At 32.9% G+C, this 16617-nt stretch carries 18 protein-coding genes and 2 pseudogenes; 4 read left to right on the top strand and 16 right to left on the bottom strand.

From position 1 onward, the window contains the following. Positions 1–210: 210 nt before the first annotated feature. A complete protein-coding gene (locus tag JNUCC76_RS06095; protein WP_454153435.1) occupies positions 211–1380 on the bottom strand; it encodes an MFS transporter in 1170 nt (389 codons plus the stop codon). Positions 1381–2092: 712 nt separating this feature from the next. Between JNUCC76_RS06095 and JNUCC76_RS06100 the strand changes: the two genes are divergently transcribed. After that, a complete protein-coding gene (locus JNUCC76_RS06100) occupies positions 2093–2188 on the top strand; it encodes an alpha-amylase family glycosyl hydrolase (RefSeq protein ID WP_454156536.1) in 96 nt (31 codons plus the stop codon). 492 nt (positions 2189–2680) lie between these two features. On the opposite strand, the gene JNUCC76_RS06105 is transcribed toward JNUCC76_RS06100, so the two are convergent. The 10 genes and pseudogenes from JNUCC76_RS06105 to JNUCC76_RS06150 form a co-directional block, all read right to left on the bottom strand. Then, positions 2681–4369 carry an alpha-glucosidase gene (locus JNUCC76_RS06105; RefSeq protein ID WP_454156537.1) on the bottom strand — a complete coding sequence of 563 codons (1689 nt, stop codon included), beginning with the start codon at positions 4367–4369 and terminating at the stop codon, positions 2681–2683. After that, a complete protein-coding gene (locus JNUCC76_RS06110; protein WP_454153437.1) occupies positions 4362–4781 on the bottom strand; it encodes a PTS sugar transporter subunit IIA in 420 nt (139 codons plus the stop codon). The genes JNUCC76_RS06105 and JNUCC76_RS06110 overlap by 8 nt, the downstream gene beginning before the upstream one ends. A gap of 16 nt (positions 4782–4797) precedes the next feature. Beyond that, on the bottom strand, positions 4798–5619 hold the full coding sequence (locus JNUCC76_RS06115) for a PTS system mannose/fructose/sorbose family transporter subunit IID (RefSeq protein ID WP_454153439.1): 822 nt from the start codon (positions 5617–5619) through the stop codon (positions 4798–4800). After that, positions 5609–6418, bottom strand: a complete 810-nt coding sequence (locus JNUCC76_RS06120) for a PTS mannose/fructose/sorbose/N-acetylgalactosamine transporter subunit IIC (protein WP_454153441.1) — start codon at positions 6416–6418, stop codon at positions 5609–5611. The genes JNUCC76_RS06115 and JNUCC76_RS06120 overlap by 11 nt, the downstream gene beginning before the upstream one ends. A gap of 9 nt (positions 6419–6427) precedes the next feature. Beyond that, on the bottom strand, positions 6428–6898 hold the full coding sequence (locus JNUCC76_RS06125; RefSeq protein WP_454153443.1) for a PTS sugar transporter subunit IIB: 471 nt from the start codon (positions 6896–6898) through the stop codon (positions 6428–6430). 139 nt (positions 6899–7037) lie between these two features. Continuing rightward, positions 7038–8531 carry an SIS domain-containing protein gene (locus tag JNUCC76_RS06130; protein WP_454153445.1) on the bottom strand — a complete coding sequence of 498 codons (1494 nt, stop codon included), beginning with the start codon at positions 8529–8531 and terminating at the stop codon, positions 7038–7040. A gap of 271 nt (positions 8532–8802) precedes the next feature. After that, entirely contained in the window at positions 8803–9006 is a 204-nt protein-coding gene (locus tag JNUCC76_RS06135) for a hypothetical protein (protein WP_454153447.1), read from the bottom strand. Next, positions 8966–9067, bottom strand: a pseudogene (locus JNUCC76_RS06140) (hypothetical protein); the annotation flags it as partial. The gene JNUCC76_RS06135 and the pseudogene JNUCC76_RS06140, both read right to left, overlap by 41 nt. Positions 9068–9600: 533 nt before the next feature. Then, complete coding sequence (locus tag JNUCC76_RS06145) at positions 9601–10524, bottom strand: DMT family transporter (RefSeq protein WP_454153449.1); 924 nt, start codon at positions 10522–10524, stop codon at positions 9601–9603. Positions 10525–10553: 29 nt separating this feature from the next. Beyond that, complete coding sequence (locus tag JNUCC76_RS06150) at positions 10554–11672, bottom strand: alpha/beta fold hydrolase (protein ID WP_454153451.1); 1119 nt, start codon at positions 11670–11672, stop codon at positions 10554–10556. Positions 11673–11805: 133 nt separating this feature from the next. Here JNUCC76_RS06150 and JNUCC76_RS06155 point away from each other — a divergent pair, with 133 nt between their 5' ends. After that, complete coding sequence (locus JNUCC76_RS06155) at positions 11806–12381, top strand: TetR/AcrR family transcriptional regulator (protein ID WP_454153453.1); 576 nt, start codon at positions 11806–11808, stop codon at positions 12379–12381. 291 nt (positions 12382–12672) lie between these two features. Here JNUCC76_RS06155 and JNUCC76_RS06160 read toward each other — a convergent pair. The 4 genes and pseudogenes from JNUCC76_RS06160 to JNUCC76_RS06175 all read right to left on the bottom strand — a co-directional run. After that, positions 12673–12872: pseudogene (locus JNUCC76_RS06160) on the bottom strand (hypothetical protein); the annotation flags it as partial. 229 nt (positions 12873–13101) lie between these two features. Continuing rightward, the gene (locus tag JNUCC76_RS06165) at positions 13102–13443 is read right to left on the bottom strand and encodes an ASCH domain-containing protein (protein WP_454156539.1); all 342 of its coding nucleotides are present in this window, start codon (positions 13441–13443) and stop codon (positions 13102–13104) included. A gap of 52 nt (positions 13444–13495) precedes the next feature. Beyond that, entirely contained in the window at positions 13496–14110 is a 615-nt protein-coding gene (locus tag JNUCC76_RS06170) for a cadmium resistance transporter (RefSeq protein ID WP_454153455.1), read from the bottom strand. Between the two features lie 127 nt (positions 14111–14237). Beyond that, on the bottom strand, positions 14238–14651 hold the full coding sequence (locus JNUCC76_RS06175) for a cytidine deaminase family protein (protein ID WP_454153457.1): 414 nt from the start codon (positions 14649–14651) through the stop codon (positions 14238–14240). Positions 14652–14871: 220 nt separating this feature from the next. On the opposite strand from JNUCC76_RS06175, the gene JNUCC76_RS06180 reads away from it, so the two are divergent. Both JNUCC76_RS06180 and JNUCC76_RS06185 read left to right on the top strand, forming a co-directional pair. Beyond that, entirely contained in the window at positions 14872–15303 is a 432-nt protein-coding gene (locus JNUCC76_RS06180) for an HIT family protein (protein WP_454153459.1), read from the top strand. Positions 15304–15385: 82 nt separating this feature from the next. Further along, positions 15386–15826 carry a DUF2000 domain-containing protein gene (locus JNUCC76_RS06185; RefSeq protein WP_454153461.1) on the top strand — a complete coding sequence of 147 codons (441 nt, stop codon included), beginning with the start codon at positions 15386–15388 and terminating at the stop codon, positions 15824–15826. Here JNUCC76_RS06185 and JNUCC76_RS06190 read toward each other — a convergent pair. Further along, entirely contained in the window at positions 15818–16594 is a 777-nt protein-coding gene (locus JNUCC76_RS06190) for an AraC family transcriptional regulator (protein ID WP_454153463.1), read from the bottom strand. The genes JNUCC76_RS06185 and JNUCC76_RS06190 overlap by 9 nt on opposite strands. Between the last annotated feature and the right edge of the window lie 23 nt (positions 16595–16617).

Raw genomic sequence — 16617 nt, forward strand, 5'->3', positions numbered from 1 at the left:
CTAAAAACAGCATTAATTAATGCTGTAATAAAATAGAAAACATGCAGAAGACGTTGATTTATTAGCATAGTCTGAAAAACAACCAAAATGATAGCATTTTCTTAGGAGCATTGATAATTGATTTTGTACATCCTGTTATGTGTTACTAATCTTAAAATTGTATACTTTTTCTAATTTAATGTAGAAACTAAATACACAGTAACTTTGCGGTTAACCTTTTAGAACGTGGATTTGTTTTTTTAGTTTTATAGTAGACAACGCCATGATTAAAAAGGCAATTAATAGATAGTACGGGAATAATCCAGTTGAATAGTGTTGCGCTATCAGACCAAATATTGGTGTCATGCATAATGTTCCAACATATGATGCTGTCATTTGCACCCCCATTATTGATTGAGAATTTTTTTGCCCAAAATTTATTGGTGTTAGGAAAACGAAGTTTGGATACATCATACTATTTCCGAATCCAATTAAAAGCAATCCCATTAACACAATGAAACTTTGTACCGGTATAAAAACCAAAGATATACCAGCTAGTAAAAAAATATGACCTATGAATATCACAGCCCAACTACTCAGACGTGAATTCATAATTCCAGAACAAAGCCTGCCAATAAACATTCCCAAATAATAGAAAGTTATTCCCTGCGCTGCGTTGGCAACAGTCATAAAACGACTGTTAACTAAAAAAGTACTCCCCCATACCCCGCAAGTCGCCTCAATAGTACATGTGGCAATAAAAATAACACAAGTCAACTTTACACCAGGTATTTTTAGTACTTCTTTTATTCTGAGCACTTTTTTATTTTCAGTTTTTTCATCCACCTTTTTTTCTTCAATATTTGGCCAGAGTCGCAAAGAAGAAAATAAAATAACTGTAATTAAAACCTGGATTAAAAAGGCAATTTGATAACCATTTTGCCATGTGAAATCATTTTTCAATAAGAGCGACATGAAATATGGACCGGCTAAAACTCCCAATCCATAAAAACAGTGCAGAAAACTCATTTGACTAGCAGAGTAATGTAGCGCCACATAATTATTTAATGCTGTGTCAATTGCTCCCGCTCCAAGTCCTAGTGGGAAAGAAAGAAGAAAAACCCACCAAATGCTAGGAGACAAGGAGATTCCGAGTAGTGAAATTGAAGTCAAAAACGTGCTTGCAATAGTTATTTTGGCAGTACCATACCGATGAATTAAACGTGAGCTATTCAAGCTCGATACAATAGTCCCAGCAGATGTCAATATTATAATATAATTTGCTGTTGAGAGTGGCAGGTTAAACTGTTGGTACATCGATGGCCACGCTACTCCGAACAAAGAATCTGGGATTCCTAAGCCAACAAAAGCAATATATATTACGATAAGCAGTAAAATCATTATTTTCCCTATTTCTTTCGATTTATTAGTTTACCTGTATGATACTTTTTTTAAAACTATGCCAAATGTTCAGATTATGTACTTAATATCTTAATTCTTTTAAAATTGAGAAAAATTTACAAAGAAAAGTTTTTTATATCTCAGTCTGTATATTTTTTCGATGAAACTTTCTTGAAGTTGAATTGTCACAATTAAAAAATTAGTGACATGTGGCACATTTTACTTCTTACCGCCAGATCAATCCCTTTTTCTATACTTGATATATCACATTTCACGGCTACAAATTTTAAAGAATAAAATAATTCTTTTTATTTATCAAACTCAATGTCATCAATCGAATTATGCGTAAGCGTTTCCTCACATAATATGAAAACATTGTAAACATTTACTTAACGTGTTACCGCTTACTCATAATCGTAAAGTAGATACTAACGTGACAAAGCAATCGTTTAAAAACTCTGTGTTGTATTAGATAAATCCCATGAGTTTTCAAGATAGCAACGATGATAGTATAGAAGTAACTTAACTAGTATCAAACAACGCTTAAAAGACGTCTATAATTTGGATGTCAATATGATTTTGCTCAATCCTTTTTTTGTTTCCCAAAATAAATAATATTGCTGACCATACACGTATTAATCCTGACTATCGTCCCATGCAAGAATTTGAAAATCTACTAGAGTAAGTTCAACGGCTGAATTTACAGATTATGATGGATTTAGTAGTGAATCATACATCTGATGAACATTCCTTGTTTAAGGAAAGGCGAACTAGTAAAAATAACCACTACTTTTATTACTACATTTAGAGAGATTTCATTGACAGACAGGAGCCGAACAATTGGTTGGCTGCATTCGGCGAATTGACCTGTCCTTATGCTGCTGAACGCACACAGCACTACCTCCCATATGTTTTCAGAGAGTCAAGCAGATTTCAACTGGAAAAAACCAGACGTTTGAGAAGCAATGTTTGATATTGAATACTTCTAGTTAAACAAGAGTATCGATGGTTTCCGAATGGACTTCATCAACTTAATATCAAGATAATTCAAAAAAGAACTCACCTAAGCGCCAATACTGTTAAGTGACTAAATCAAACAGAGGCACGGCTTATATGAGTTCTAATATTCATTCTACCTCATCGAGTGTGGAAACATTTTAATTCTTCATGACCGCTGGTATTTTATGGCAAAAATTGCCCGCCTTTTGTGTCACGATTAAAGCAAAATTCTTTCCTTTTTAATTATACTTTATAAATTATTTTAAGATCAAAAAGGTAACCTATTTTTAACTATGATTTACTAACGATTAATTAATACCACGGACTGATAAGGCTCTAATGAAATAATATCTTGAATAGTAAAGGCATTATCATAAGAGTTTAATAATACTCGCCAATTTTCATTTGTAATGACTTTTGGCAATTGATAAGTCAATTTTTCTTCCGAAAAAGAAGCTATAACAAATATTTTGATCCCATCAGTTGATTCCCTAGAAAATGCATAAATATTATTGTCATCCGGATCATACAAATGATATTTACCGTTAATAACGACAGGATATTCGTGACGTAGTGCGATGAGTCGCTGATAATGATAAAAAACAGAATCCGTATCTATTAATGCTTGTGCCACATTGATTGTATCGTAATTCGGATTCATTTTAATCCAAGGATCACTTTGACTGAATCCAGCATAAGGTTTTTCATTTTGCCATGGCATTGGTGTTCTTGCGTTATCTCGAGATCGTAAATAAGCAACTCGTTTGATAAATGACTCGTCTAATCCCTCTTCCTCATACAGACTGATAATGTTCTTGGTTTCGATATCTTGATAATCTGTTAATAAATCAAATTTAGCATTGGTCATCCCTATTTCTTCCCCTTGAAAAATATAGGGCGTTCCTTTTAACATGTGCAAAACAGTAGCTAAACTTTTAGCACTTTCAACACGGTACTTCTCAGAACCAAATCTTGTAACAGCACGAGGTTGATCATGGTTAGACCAATACAATGAATTCCAACCATGATCGCTCAATTTATTTTGCCATTCAGTAAATACACGTTTTAAATCAGTTAATTGGAAACGTGTGACATCAAATTTTCCTCTTTCACTATAATCAATATGCATATGGTCAAAATTAAAAACCATATTTAGTTCATGACGATCACTATCAGTGTACAAAATGGCCTGATCAGCATTCGTATTTGGTGTTTCACCAACAGTAAGTGTGTCGAAATTGCTTAACACTTCCCGATTCATTTCTTGTAAGAACTCGTGTACTCGAGGGCCATTTGATGCTCCGGCATAGTAGCTCTTGCTGTATGGGAATCTGCCATTGGCGTTCGGAAAATCTTGTCGTTTTGATATTAGAGAAATAACATCCATCCGAAATCCATCAACACCAAAATTCAGCCAATATCGCATCATTTTATAGATGTCTTGTCGTAACGAAGGATTTTCCCAATTCAATTCTGGTTGTTGCGGTGCGAAAGAGTGAAGATAATATTGTTTTCTTTCTGGCACATAGGTCCATGCTGGGCCACCAAATGTGGCACCCCAATCATTAGGTAAGCTGCCATCATGGCTTGGATCTTTCCAAATATAGTAATCTGAATACTTGTTATTGCGACTTTGTTTTGATGCTTTAAACCACTCATGTTGATCACTGGTATGATTGACTACCAAATCTAAAATTATTTTTAAATTCAAACTGTGCGCCTGCTGTATAAGCAGTGCAAAATCGTCCAATGTACCATAATCTGAATTAATTTGATAATAGTCTGCAATATCATATCCATTGTCAACCTGAGGACTAACATAAATTGGATTTAACCATATAACGTCAATGCCAAGTTTTTTAAGGTAAGGCAATTTTTCAATAATACCATTTAAATCACCTATGCCATCATTATTACTATCTTTAAAACTTTGGGGATAGACTTGATAAACAACCGCTTTTTGCCACCATGAGCTGTTTTTATCATTCATCATCGTCGTCAACCTCCATTTTTGCTAATACAGCATTCATATAAATGATTTCATTTTTAGATTCATCTATATAGTGCTGAATGGTTTGATCATCTAAATATTGATTCGTAGGGGCGAGTGCTATTGATAAAGCAAGTGGCAAGTTCATGCCTGATAATAAATGAACATGTTGTTGACCCAGATACTTAATAAATCCTTGATTGACACTGCCAGCCTTCAAATCAGTTAGCACAACTACCTCGTCATCAACTTTTTTTTCTTGAAATATTGTTTTTAAGGTTTCATCCAATGGAATATTATCTAGATAAGCATCAATTGCCAGGACGTTTTGTTGCTCGCCAGCAATAAATTCTAATGTATTCTTGATACCAGAAGCCATTTTATGATGTGATGCAATAATTATTTTTCTCATTTCTAATATTCTCCGACTATGCTTTTAATATGCCAAAATACGATAACACCAATGAAAATCCAATTAATATCCAAATTATTTTTGAAATTGATAACTTGTTGGTTAACACGATTCGGTACACTAAATATGTCAAAATTGCTGGCAGTAAAGAAGGCATAATAGCATCTAAAATGTCTTTTTGAACAGACATTTTCACTTTGCCTGTTGCAAATGTTGTGGCAAGATTCATTTTAATGACACTTGGAATTAAAGCGCCTATAACGGTTAGTCCCATAATTGAGGCGGCTTCCGTGAAAGCGTTCAACTTACTACCTAAGTCTGTTACTAACCTTGTACCTGTTGCATATCCCCATTCAAATATTTTAATTCGAAATAGGAAGACGAGAATATTCGCCAAAAACCAAATAATTGCCCCTGTTGGATTACCTTGCAAACCCATATAAGCCGCAATTGATCCAAATACGGTTGGAATCAATACCCAAAATATCGTATCTCCGACACCTGCAAGAGGGCCCATTAATCCCGTTTTCAAACTTTGGACGGCCGGTTGAGATTTCCTTCCTTCACGGTCCTCCATTGCCAATGTCGCTCCTAGTATCAATGAGGCTGCTGGTCCAGTTGTATTAAAGAATTTAAAATGATTGTCTAATGAAGACCTGTAACCTTCTTCATCATTTTGATATATTTTTCTCAAGGCCTTACTCAACGAAAATACAACACCAGCGGCTTGTTGTGATTCATAGTTATAGGCATTGGATGTCATAAATTGCCAACGCAAAGCTGTACGACGAATATCCTTTTTACTCAAATGCGTTTCAGTCTTTATTTCACTCATCAAAATCACCATCCTCAATGTCTGCATCACTTGCAGTATTATTGTTCAGCGCTAAATTTTTGTCTGAAGCAACTTTTTGTACAAAAAAGTTGTAGGCGGCTGCAGCGCCAACTAAAGCAACCCCCATCATTGGCATTTTCAAATATGCAGCGGCAATAAAACCAATGATCAAATACATCAAATGTTTTTTTATCGGCATCATGGAAATTAAAATGCCAATACCAACTACTGGTAAAATACCACCCGCGATTGACAAACCGTTAGTAAACCATTTCGGCAACACTTCTAAAATGAAGGAAACAATTGGTTTTCCAAAAATTACAAAAAGTGCCGTTGGTAAAGCCGTTGTTAATCCAAAAATGACTGGGGCGAATAAAATTGTCTGATTCATTTTTTTATATTGACCATTATGCGCATATTTTTCTGCTTTATGGACTAGTGGATTCGTTAAAATTTTTCCCAGCACATCTAGTTGAATTCCTAGCATACCAACAGGCACACCAACAGCTAAGGCAGCTGCTTTAGCGTCCACAATGTTACCGGTTGTCCGTATGGCAACGTACACACCTACCAATGCCGCTAAACCGTAGTTGGGTACTGACGATCCACCAATGTTAGCAACACCCAAGGCCATTAATTGGAATGTTCCACCAATCACCATGGCTGTTTGTATGTCTCCCAATATAAACCCAGCAAACATTGCAATTATGACAGGAAACCATGTTGTTATGACTGGTCCTTGCTGATCAATAACCATCCAGAACGCTAATAATATGATTAAAATATCTTGTAAAATTGACATTACTTACTCCTAAAGGATTTCGACCTTTTTTTCATCTTCGTTGGGGACATAGTGAAATGTTACGGGAACATTCAGTGACTGTATTTTTTTGACATCTGCCTGTTCTTGCTCATCCATGGCAACCATCTTAGTGAACTGTTTTTTACCACTTTGATTAAAAATGATACCCAAATTAACTTTGGGAATTTTCACACCATTTTCGATTAACTTAACTAGTGTTTCCGGTTCCTTAACCAATAGGAACACAGTATGATTGTCATATTTTCCCATTTTAAAGTTATTAATAGCTGTTTCTGTATTAATAATTGACATGCTTGTCCCAGCTGGTTTACTTAGTTTCATACCCGCTTTCATTGTTTCATCTTGGCTAACCTCATCATCTACCACCATTAGACGCTTAGCTTTTGTATAAGCGGCCCATTGTGTTACGACAATTCCATGAATTAAACGTTGATCTACACGTGCTAAAATTACTGACATTATAACTACCTCTTTTTTTTGATACTTGTATTGTAGTCGGATTTGTAACCGCTTTCAATAGATTGTGTTGATTTCGTGAGTATGGACAAAAAGGGAACGGATTTACTCAAATTGTAAATCCGTTCCCTATAAAAATAAGTTAATAAAAATAACTAATAAAGAAAAATTCAAGCAACCACATATCAGAGAAATAGTGCGTTGAGGCAGTTGCGCTTTTGAAAAATACTTTTCCTGAAACTTTATATCCTAATATATTGGTATCTTTGTTAGCAAATGCTACTACCTCATTGTTACCATAATTAATTTTGCTTGCTGTTTGAACAAAATCAGTTTCGCCATTTTGGCTTGTAATCAAAAAAATAAAAAGTGTGTCTTTTCTCTCACTAATAAACTTAGAATCTTGTTGACCATTAATTTTTTGCATTAATTTATCAGTATGAAAAAACATTCGAATCAATTCATCGGCTAATATTTCACTATATTGATCATGATAAATAATACAAACACGGTTATATTTTGAAATTAATTTATGTACTATCGAAAAATCCGTTGACATAATATCATTTACAGATTTATTAAAACCGTTAACCAACGTTTGGTAGCTATCATATTGATTGCTATTAGGTAAAAAATCCCTTATTTCTAATCCAATAGATGACCGAAATTCTTTGAATCCCTTAAATCCTAATGCTTTTGACAATCGGAATATAGTTGTCGTAGAAACATTTAATTTCTGACTAATATTAGATATACTAGTGAAAACTAACTCAGGAGATTGAATGAAATTTAGTAACAACTCTTTGTTATTTAAGCTCAGATAATCATTTGTAGATACCATATAATTTGATAACACGTTCTGAACCAGCTCTTGTTTGTCTTTCGTTTGTTTGATAATTGAATCGCCGGTTAAATAGAAGTCGATTAATTCAATTAGGCCGTAAAACAGTGAGTTTAATTCGTAAACATTACCATCAATTTGTTGTGTATTGATAAAGACAGTAAAGTTGGACCAATTACTTATTGGATTTGATCGTAAACTGGTTACAGTTACGATTCTTGCATTCGTTTGATTAATTGAACGAACAGCGTTTAATAAATCATTTGACGTTCCAGTACGAGTCAGTACTATTACTAAATCCGTTTTGTGCATATTTTTCTTTATTTCTTCAACTTCAAATAAATCATAAATTTGCACAACAAAGTAACCGTGTTTTATCAAAATTTTAGATAAAATATTTGCTTGATTTTTTTGCGCTTTACCAGTTGAGATTAAGAAAATCCGTTCACTTTTTTCAACAAAATCAATAATTTTTTTAATTTGTGATGTGTCAAAATGATTAATAATATGGTGAATGTTTTGTTCTAATATACTTGGCTGTATCTTCGCAGTAGTAGTAATATCTGCAAATACAGTTTGACGATTCAAGTCTAGAAGAAATTCATTTGAATCTTTGTAGCCTAGTTTTTTAGCAATTCTCAAAAAAGTTTGACGCGATATGTGCATCGAATCAGTTATTTCAGTCAACGTTTTCCCTTGTAAATCTGCGAGATTTGTCCAAATTTGTTGAAAGATACTTAATTCTGAATTTGACAATAATATTTTATTTTTTTCAAAACGATTTAAAATATTCACTATAATCACCTTTTATTTAAAATATAACATTTAAACACAATTATTTGTAGTTTTCGATAAAATTGTACAAAAAATAATATTATTTGCACATGACTAAATATCTTTTGAAATAAGACAATTACCGATGATTATATTTTTTTAATTCTAATGCCGATTCAATTATAAACAGTGTTGCAATAAATAAAAATGGATAACTGGAATTTCCAGTTGCGTTGCTAATTATTTTTGTAACAATCGATCCAACCGTAGCACCAATAAATAAAACAAATGTCTACAAGACAATTGTGACTGAAATATCATTTTTATTTGAAAATTTCCCAATGTTAGAAACTACTAATGGTAAAGACATTGTTACTCCGTAAGCAAATAAAATACTGCCAATAATTAATAATGTACTGATATGCCACACACTACTCTTGACTGTATCTTGTACATTATCGACCGAATCTTTTGCTTGGCCTTGTGTAACTAACACTAGTACCCGCAGTTGATGCAGCAGTCTTGTTATTTTGTGTGGCGTTAGTACTCACAGCAACTCCAGCTACTGCAACAGCTCCGACAACCCAGAGCTTACCAGATTTGCATAATTTTTAAATAAAAAAGGCTACTTATAAGTAACCTATGCTTTCTCTCAAATATTCTTTTGTAATTGATTGATTAAATGTGAACCCCTAAAGTTTTTTTGAACAATAATAAATAATAAGGTCAGCACACTAGCAATTATTATAGCAACATGTAGTGATTGACCCATGCTCATAAAAAGTAATAATATAGGAAAACTAGACCCAACATAGATGAGCCAAACCTCAACTTTAAAACTAAAATAAATCACTTTCTGTACCATTGTAATAACTAAAAAAAGACTGATTAAATAATCAGTCTTTAACCTTTCTACGTATATATGATAAAAATAATCCTGTATTAGACCAATTTAAGTAGCAGAGTATATTATAGTTTCTATTTCGGCCTGTCAATTATCTACAACTTTAAAATATGGTATTGCTTAAAACAAAATCTTAAATGATTCATAAAATTATTGTTATAGTTATAAATACATCAACACTATCGTTTATATATTTAGAAGATATACACTACTAATGAGTAAAATTATTCCAAACAATTTAGTAATATTCATCCTTTGTTTTTGAACATTGAAGAGACCCAGTTGGTCGATAATTACACCACAAATTATTTGGCCTAATAAAATTGAAATAGTACTTACCCCTATACCAATTTGCGGTACTAAAAATACATTCCCTAAGACAAATACGGCTCCTAGTAGTCCACCAGACCAAGACCAAACAGGGACAGTTCGAATGGATAATGTAATTTGCGATTTTGTGCCGCCTGTTACATTCGCAGTAATCAATATAATAACTAATATTATACTTCCTAACAAAAAAGATATAAACGTTGGCAAAACAGTTGATGATAGTAAACTACCTAGTCGTGCATTGATTGAGGACTGAACAGAGATACATGCTCCAGCAACTACTCCTAATATTACCCATTTAAATTTGCTTTTAGAACTAGAACGTTTGCTATATTTTTTATCTTTATTATTTGTCACTATGATAATAATTCCAATCAATGACATTAAAATACCCAAAAATCTCAATCCATTAAATGAGTGTACGGCAGAATCAAACCAGCCAAAACAATCAATAAGTGAACTCATAATTATTTGACCTACTAAAGGCATCAAAACTGTTTGCATTCCACCTATTTTCGGAAATAATAATATATTTGAAGTAAGAGCGACTACACCGAATATTCCCCCAAGCCAAATCCATATGGGTAAATTCCAAAAAGTTTGGCTCAAAACTAAAACGTAACTTTTTGATAAAATAACAATTATTCCCAAAAAGATTGTACCAATAATAAATGATATAGATGAGCTAAAAATTGGTGATTTTAAATTCAAACTTAGCCTTGTATTGACAGCTGTCTGGATTGGTATAATAAAACCAATCATTATTGCGAGTAGTATCATAGGTTTCCTTCGTCTCTCTATTGGTTATGTTAGGCCAAAAACTTTTTAATCGCATCGAAAGCTAATTCACGATGTCCTGCTTGGCAATGTTGTTCACCTCCTGACGGAGAGTTAAAGATTTTGGAAGTTATCGTTTTTGCGTTTTTCAATTCTTTCTGAATTTGGTAAATCCTTGATAGTGGAATGTATTGATCTTCAGATCCTGCTAATAATAATACTTCTTGATTAATGTGCTCTCCCAAATCTGTCATATCATATTTCTTAAATTCTTTAAGCAGTGAATAAGGTGTCGTCGCACCTGTATTTGCCATACCTTTGGAAATTTTCCATTCAAAGTCAATGCTTTTACTCATCAGGCTATATACTAAGTTATTCAATTCTACTCGTTTATCATTGTTTAATAGATTAAGTATTTGAGAATAAATATTAGCAGAAGTTGACATCTTCAACGTATCAAAAAAAGAATAAAAAATATCAAAACAAATTACTTTGTTTATTCTTTTTTCAAAAGCTGCGGCCCTCATTGCCAGATAGCCACCAAATGAAACACCTAGAATAGTTGCATTATTCAATTTATAAAAGTCAAAAATAGTTTTAACCGGATTCTCCCACTCAGCTACTAATTTGAGTCCTCGACGTAGCGCGCCACCTTGTCCTGGCCCATCGAAAATGATAATATTGTACGCTATATCTTTCAGGTATGACATAGCTTTTACCATCTCTTCCATAAACGAATCATAACCTGCAAAAACTACGAGAGTCTCTTTTGCGTTCGGAGTGATTAATTTTACTGATGGCAATGAAGAATCTCCATAAGGAACATCATTATATTCAAAGTTCCAATCAGTATACGTTTCGTAAAAAAGTTTCTTGTACTTTGAATAAGCTAAACTTTCTTTAGGATCTTCAAGTGAAAGATAAAATTCAGACGCTTGATAATAAATCGATGCTAGATCTAAATCTCCAATGCTTTCTCTATACTCCGCCATATTATTCCACTGAGCATACCAACTTTCAGTATCCGTTAAATTCGGTAAAATTTTTTCTAAATCTGAACTGACCCGCTCATCAGATTCATAAAAATCATTTACAAATCTATTTATTTGTAAATTAAATTGTTTGTTCTCTGTGTATTGCTTAAATGACATTTGTGTTATACTTCCCTTGCTTAAGATATTTCAATTTTAATATCTCATTGTTTACCATACAACTAACAAAACTGTATAGATGGTAGTAATTCGTACCTTTGTCGAAATAAAGTACAGTATAAAGAGGAGAAAAATGAACGTTAGGATCTTTAAAACAACAAATACCATTTATGAAACCTTTAACACATTACTTCGTGAAAAAAATTTTGATAAAATTTCAGTTAACGAAATCTGTAAAAAATCATTAATAAGTAAGTCAACATTTTACGCCCATTTCGCTGATAAATACGATTTAATAGAGCATTTTTCAGATAAAACAACATTAATTTTGGAAGATATAATCCGACGTAGATTTCAAGCAATGGATTATCAAAATCCGTTTTCCACATTTGATAAAATAGCTAACGATACTGTTTCCCAAAATAAGAACATTCAATTGCTTTTAAAACTTAACAGTCCTGAGTTTCAATTTGAAAAGTCTATACAGCAAATACTGTACAAAAACTGCTTTAAATGGCTAGAAAAATCTAATAAGAAACTAAAATTTACTAAAGAATTTACAGCACTTTTATACTCAAATATTGCCCTTTCTTCTATCAAATTTTCTTTAGAGATTTCAGAAAAAGAACCGGAGTATTTAAAAGACCAAATAGTATTTATTTCGAGCATGCAAAATCCTATTTTAGGTACAATTTTTTTGTCGGAATAAATATTTTTGTTCAAATAATATATTAACTAGATAATTCAACTACAAAATTTTCGGTTGAAGGATTAAAGGTTCAAACTACGTTGTGTAATTTATCAGATAAATCTGTGAAATCTTGAAAAATGATTGGTAAAAAAAGCTTGATCGTTATTTGGTTTAGTAAACTGAAACCAACATAGATGAGCCAAACCTCAACCATAAGACTAAAATAAATTTTTTTTGTGCCATTGTAACAACCAAAAAAGACCGATTATTTAATCAGCCTTTAACCTTTCTGCTATACATATGAAGCTATTAACCTTTTGCTTTGTCGGCCTGGTTAGTAGTTGTTTTACTTTGATTTGATGCTTGCTTTTCTGGCGCCTTTTCATAAAGTGCAACTAATGTATCAGCATACACCGTCCAATCAGTGGCTTCATTGCCAGCAAAGGCAAACTTCAAACCATTTGTCCCCCCGGCTTCAAACCAGCTTGCAATCGTTCACTTTCTGCTGGGTGTTTTCAAAACAAACAATCCATCATTATTGGTGCCCGATTTTCATCATATATTCAATTAACTCAGAATTGTCAAATGTTAGGTATTCATGTTGCAACAGGTAAATTCGAGCCTCAATTATTTTATTGACAATCAAAATCAACAAAAAAGAATATTATTACAGTTCAGAACCTAGAAAATGCCGTAAACTACGTTCTTAGTAATTGGATAATTTTTTTAAAGCATTGACTACTGATCACATAACAACATTTCAATAGCCAACACCCCGTAATGCTTCTCCTGTTGGGGAGTATATATTTCATAAGTATCATTAACCATTTTTTCGATATTGTCTGTTGAATTACTCCCAACCGTTGCTCCATTAAATTGCGCATAGAGATCAGCAAATGTAGTGAATTTGTATAATTGGTTCACACTAACCATAATTTGATTATTATTCTCTAAATCAGTAAATAAGATTTTATGCCCAATTTTTAATTGTGCTCGCTTCTCATCATTGAGTCTTATTTCAATTGTTTTTGTACCTCTCTGCACTAAAACAAATTGATCATGATTTAATCCCATTAACATAATTATTTTCTCCATCTTAAATACCATTACCTATCATTATATACTAAAGGTTTTAATAGATTAACAGTAATAGGCGCTGAAGAGTTCCGGCCTCTACTAAAACATATAGCCCTAATGAAGTATACACAATTAACTGAACTAAATCGCCTTGTTTATCAAAAAATGCCTTTACGATTGGTACTTTTACTAACTTATATGCTGCCACGATCACAGACGTCAAGATAATAATGAACAGGACTAAAATGATCGGTAAGATTTGAAGATTTAGTATCGTAAAATATGGTATATATAGCGCCATATTATCAGCGCCACAGGCAGAAAAAGTGATTACCAACACGTCCCAAAGAATAGCATCTGGTTTAATTATCTTTAATTTTTCTTCTATCTCTTCCCCTTCGTCTTCCTTACTAAAATACCCCTTTACCCCGATTATGATTGGAATAATACCCAACAATCCAAGAAGCCATTCCTCCGGAACTTGCTGTAATACAAGCGCAATAATAATTGAAATAAGTACTAGTAATCCATTTCCTAAGTAAGCGCCTAAAACAACTAATTTCGTATCTTGTTTTGTACTATATTTTCCAAAGAGCAAGAGTAGAACAACAAAATAATCCGTTGTTGTTCCTATATAAGAAAAGATTGCGGTCAATACATCTTTCAACATAAAAGCCTCCTAATTATTGCATGAATTTATTTTCATATATAGATATTAACATACTTACTAGATTTTACAAATTTTTATTATGATATCAAAAAAGAAACCAAATTTTATGGTTTCTTTTTTGATATCATCATTCCCGCGTATGCCCCCACCACTTTGGCAGTAGTTCTTTCAAGGTAACAGACTCTCTGTTGTCATAATCTACCATAATTTCAGTATTTGCATTTTCTAAAGAAAGTTGCATTAAGAATTCACGGCAAACGCCACACGGCATACCCGTAATATCAACTGGAGCCGCATCTCTAAAAGCAATTATTTTCTTTATTTTAGTTTGATCGCTATTTAAATACATATTCAACGCAGCTGTTCTCTCGGCACAAAGGTTCATCGTTCCACATAGACCTTCAATACAAAATCCAGTATATATATCGTCATTTTCTGCCTCCAAGGCACTAACAACATGATGCGCATAGATAAATTCGTTTACTTCTGTCGGACGATACTGTTTTTTAGCAGCTTCATATAGCTTTTTCCAAGTATCCATTTTATCAAACCTCTTTACATTACTGAGGATATTGTAACACATGCCAAAGGATTGAATTAAAGTTACACATGTACTCATATGATAAATATGTGTTACTTTCAAATTTGCAGAATCTTTTGTTTTAGTAATTCACTCGTTTAAGTAATGATATAATGGTCTAAATAAATAACGAAACTCAGGTTGTGAAATGAATAACTGTGAAATATGCCGAAGAATTAAAATGATTGAAGAAGGCACTAATCCCTACTTTGTTGCTGAACTAGAAACAGGATATGTTGTTATTGGTGATCATCAATATTTTGAAGGATATACTTTGTTTTTGTCTAAAAAACACGTAACCGAGCTGCATCATTTACAAACAGATTTCAAACGCAAATTTTTGGAAGAAATGTGTCTTGTTAACGAAGCCGTTGCGTTAGCTTTCAACGCTGAAAAAATGAATTGTGAACTACTTGGTAACGGCGACGCACACGTCCATTGGCACTTATTTCCTAGGCAAAAAAATGATACGCCAACACCAGGGCCAGTTTGGTGGTTAAACAAGAAAATCATGTTCAATGAAAACAACTGCCCAACACAAGAAAAACTTACGCAACTAAGAAACAAGCTGTCTAGGGAATTAAAAAAATTACAAAGAATTAGTTCTTCGTAAAATTATATAAAAAAATTTCGTCTTTGCTTAAATAGCAAGTTTATACAATACCTTCTTTTTAGAACATGTTTTAATAATACACATGGAAAATTTTGCAAAGAAGGAAAAGTTAAAAATGAAAATGAAGTGTGTTGTAATAGTAGATCCTGAACTGCCAATTGGTCTTGTTGCCAATACAGCAAGCATATTAGGTTGTTCATTAGGTAAGACGCATCCTGAAATCAACGGAGAAGATACTTATGATAAAAACGATCAATTTTATCCTGGTATTGTCAATATTCCCATTCCTATTTTAAAAGCTGATTCAAATAAAATTAACGAGATTCACCGCCAAGCTAGCCAGTACGAAGAAATTGAGGTTACTTCGTTTGTGGACATAGCACAAAAAGTCAATAATTATGAAGAATATAAAGTAAAGCTCAAGCAGAGTACAGATTCGGATCTTAACTTTTTGGGGATTTGTTTATATGGTAGCGAAAAGAAAGTCAATCATTTTAGCGGCAGCTTACCAATGTTAAGATAATTGTAATTGATATTTTTTTGGTGAAACACCGTGATACTGCTTGAAAAGTTTGTCAAAATGACTTTCGTCAAAAAAACCATTTTGATGAGCAATTTCCGACATCGACAAATTTGTATTATCTAACAAGTCCTTCACAGCCCTATTCATACGATAGTTCATCAAATATTTTGCTGGTGAGATATGAAAAGTTTCTTTGAACAAACGGGTAAAGTAAAACTTGCTCAATCCTGATATGTTAGCTAGTGTCTCAACATTACATTCACTATGAAAATTATTAGAAATGTAATGTTGAACATTTTCGAATCGTCTAGTCTCCATCTTTTCTGCCGAATTCACGGTCCGAAAAGATGATATTTCTTCATTATCGAGTACATTAATAATTTTCGTCAATATATCCGCAGCAGACAGTCCATATATAGCAGAATCCATAATCATTTTAATCTGTTGCATTTGTCTGCTAGTTAATTTAATTGTCATCGGTTGATTAAACTGATATTCAAGTGCATTCGGTGCTATATATAGCATCGTGTAACGCCAGTTCACTATGTCCATTGGCTGACACCAATGGACTAACTGACTAGGAATAATGATCAAAGTATTCTTTTTAATGTGCCTCACTTTATCAACATTTGCAATACAACTGCCACCTTCAACAATACCAATCGATAAAAAATCATGATATTGATATCTTGCAGTTTGAAGTTCGTGTGCGCATCTTTTTATAATTAGGCTCTGATTTACAAGGCTTCTGCTGTAATTAATTGTCATACGATATATTATATCCTAACTTC

The sequence above is a fragment of the Leuconostoc sp. JNUCC 76 genome (assembly GCF_053667755.1).

Excerpts from the sequence above, each read along its gene's own strand:
- JNUCC76_RS06095 (WP_454153435.1), bottom strand. The coding sequence starts at position 1,380 with ATGATTTTACTGCTTATCGTAATATATATTGCTTTTGTTGGCTTAGGA.
- JNUCC76_RS06100 (WP_454156536.1), top strand. The coding sequence starts at position 2,093 with ATGGATTTAGTAGTGAATCATACATCTGATGAACATTCCTTGTTTAAG.
- JNUCC76_RS06105 (WP_454156537.1), bottom strand. The coding sequence starts at position 4,369 with ATGAATGATAAAAACAGCTCATGGTGGCAAAAAGCGGTTGTTTATCAA.
- JNUCC76_RS06110 (WP_454153437.1), bottom strand. The coding sequence starts at position 4,781 with ATGAGAAAAATAATTATTGCATCACATCATAAAATGGCTTCTGGTATC.
- JNUCC76_RS06120 (WP_454153441.1), bottom strand. The coding sequence starts at position 6,418 with ATGTCAATTTTACAAGATATTTTAATCATATTATTAGCGTTCTGGATG.
- JNUCC76_RS06125 (WP_454153443.1), bottom strand. The coding sequence starts at position 6,898 with ATGTCAGTAATTTTAGCACGTGTAGATCAACGTTTAATTCATGGAATT.
- JNUCC76_RS06145 (WP_454153449.1), bottom strand. The coding sequence starts at position 10,524 with ATGATACTACTCGCAATAATGATTGGTTTTATTATACCAATCCAGACA.
- JNUCC76_RS06150 (WP_454153451.1), bottom strand. The coding sequence starts at position 11,672 with ATGTCATTTAAGCAATACACAGAGAACAAACAATTTAATTTACAAATA.
- JNUCC76_RS06155 (WP_454153453.1), top strand. The coding sequence starts at position 11,806 with ATGAACGTTAGGATCTTTAAAACAACAAATACCATTTATGAAACCTTT.
- JNUCC76_RS06165 (WP_454156539.1), bottom strand. The coding sequence starts at position 13,443 with ATGTTAATGGGATTAAATCATGATCAATTTGTTTTAGTGCAGAGAGGT.
- JNUCC76_RS06170 (WP_454153455.1), bottom strand. The coding sequence starts at position 14,110 with ATGTTGAAAGATGTATTGACCGCAATCTTTTCTTATATAGGAACAACA.
- JNUCC76_RS06175 (WP_454153457.1), bottom strand. The coding sequence starts at position 14,651 with ATGGATACTTGGAAAAAGCTATATGAAGCTGCTAAAAAACAGTATCGT.
- JNUCC76_RS06180 (WP_454153459.1), top strand. The coding sequence starts at position 14,872 with ATGATTGAAGAAGGCACTAATCCCTACTTTGTTGCTGAACTAGAAACA.
- JNUCC76_RS06185 (WP_454153461.1), top strand. The coding sequence starts at position 15,386 with ATGGAAAATTTTGCAAAGAAGGAAAAGTTAAAAATGAAAATGAAGTGT.
- JNUCC76_RS06190 (WP_454153463.1), bottom strand. The coding sequence starts at position 16,594 with ATGACAATTAATTACAGCAGAAGCCTTGTAAATCAGAGCCTAATTATA.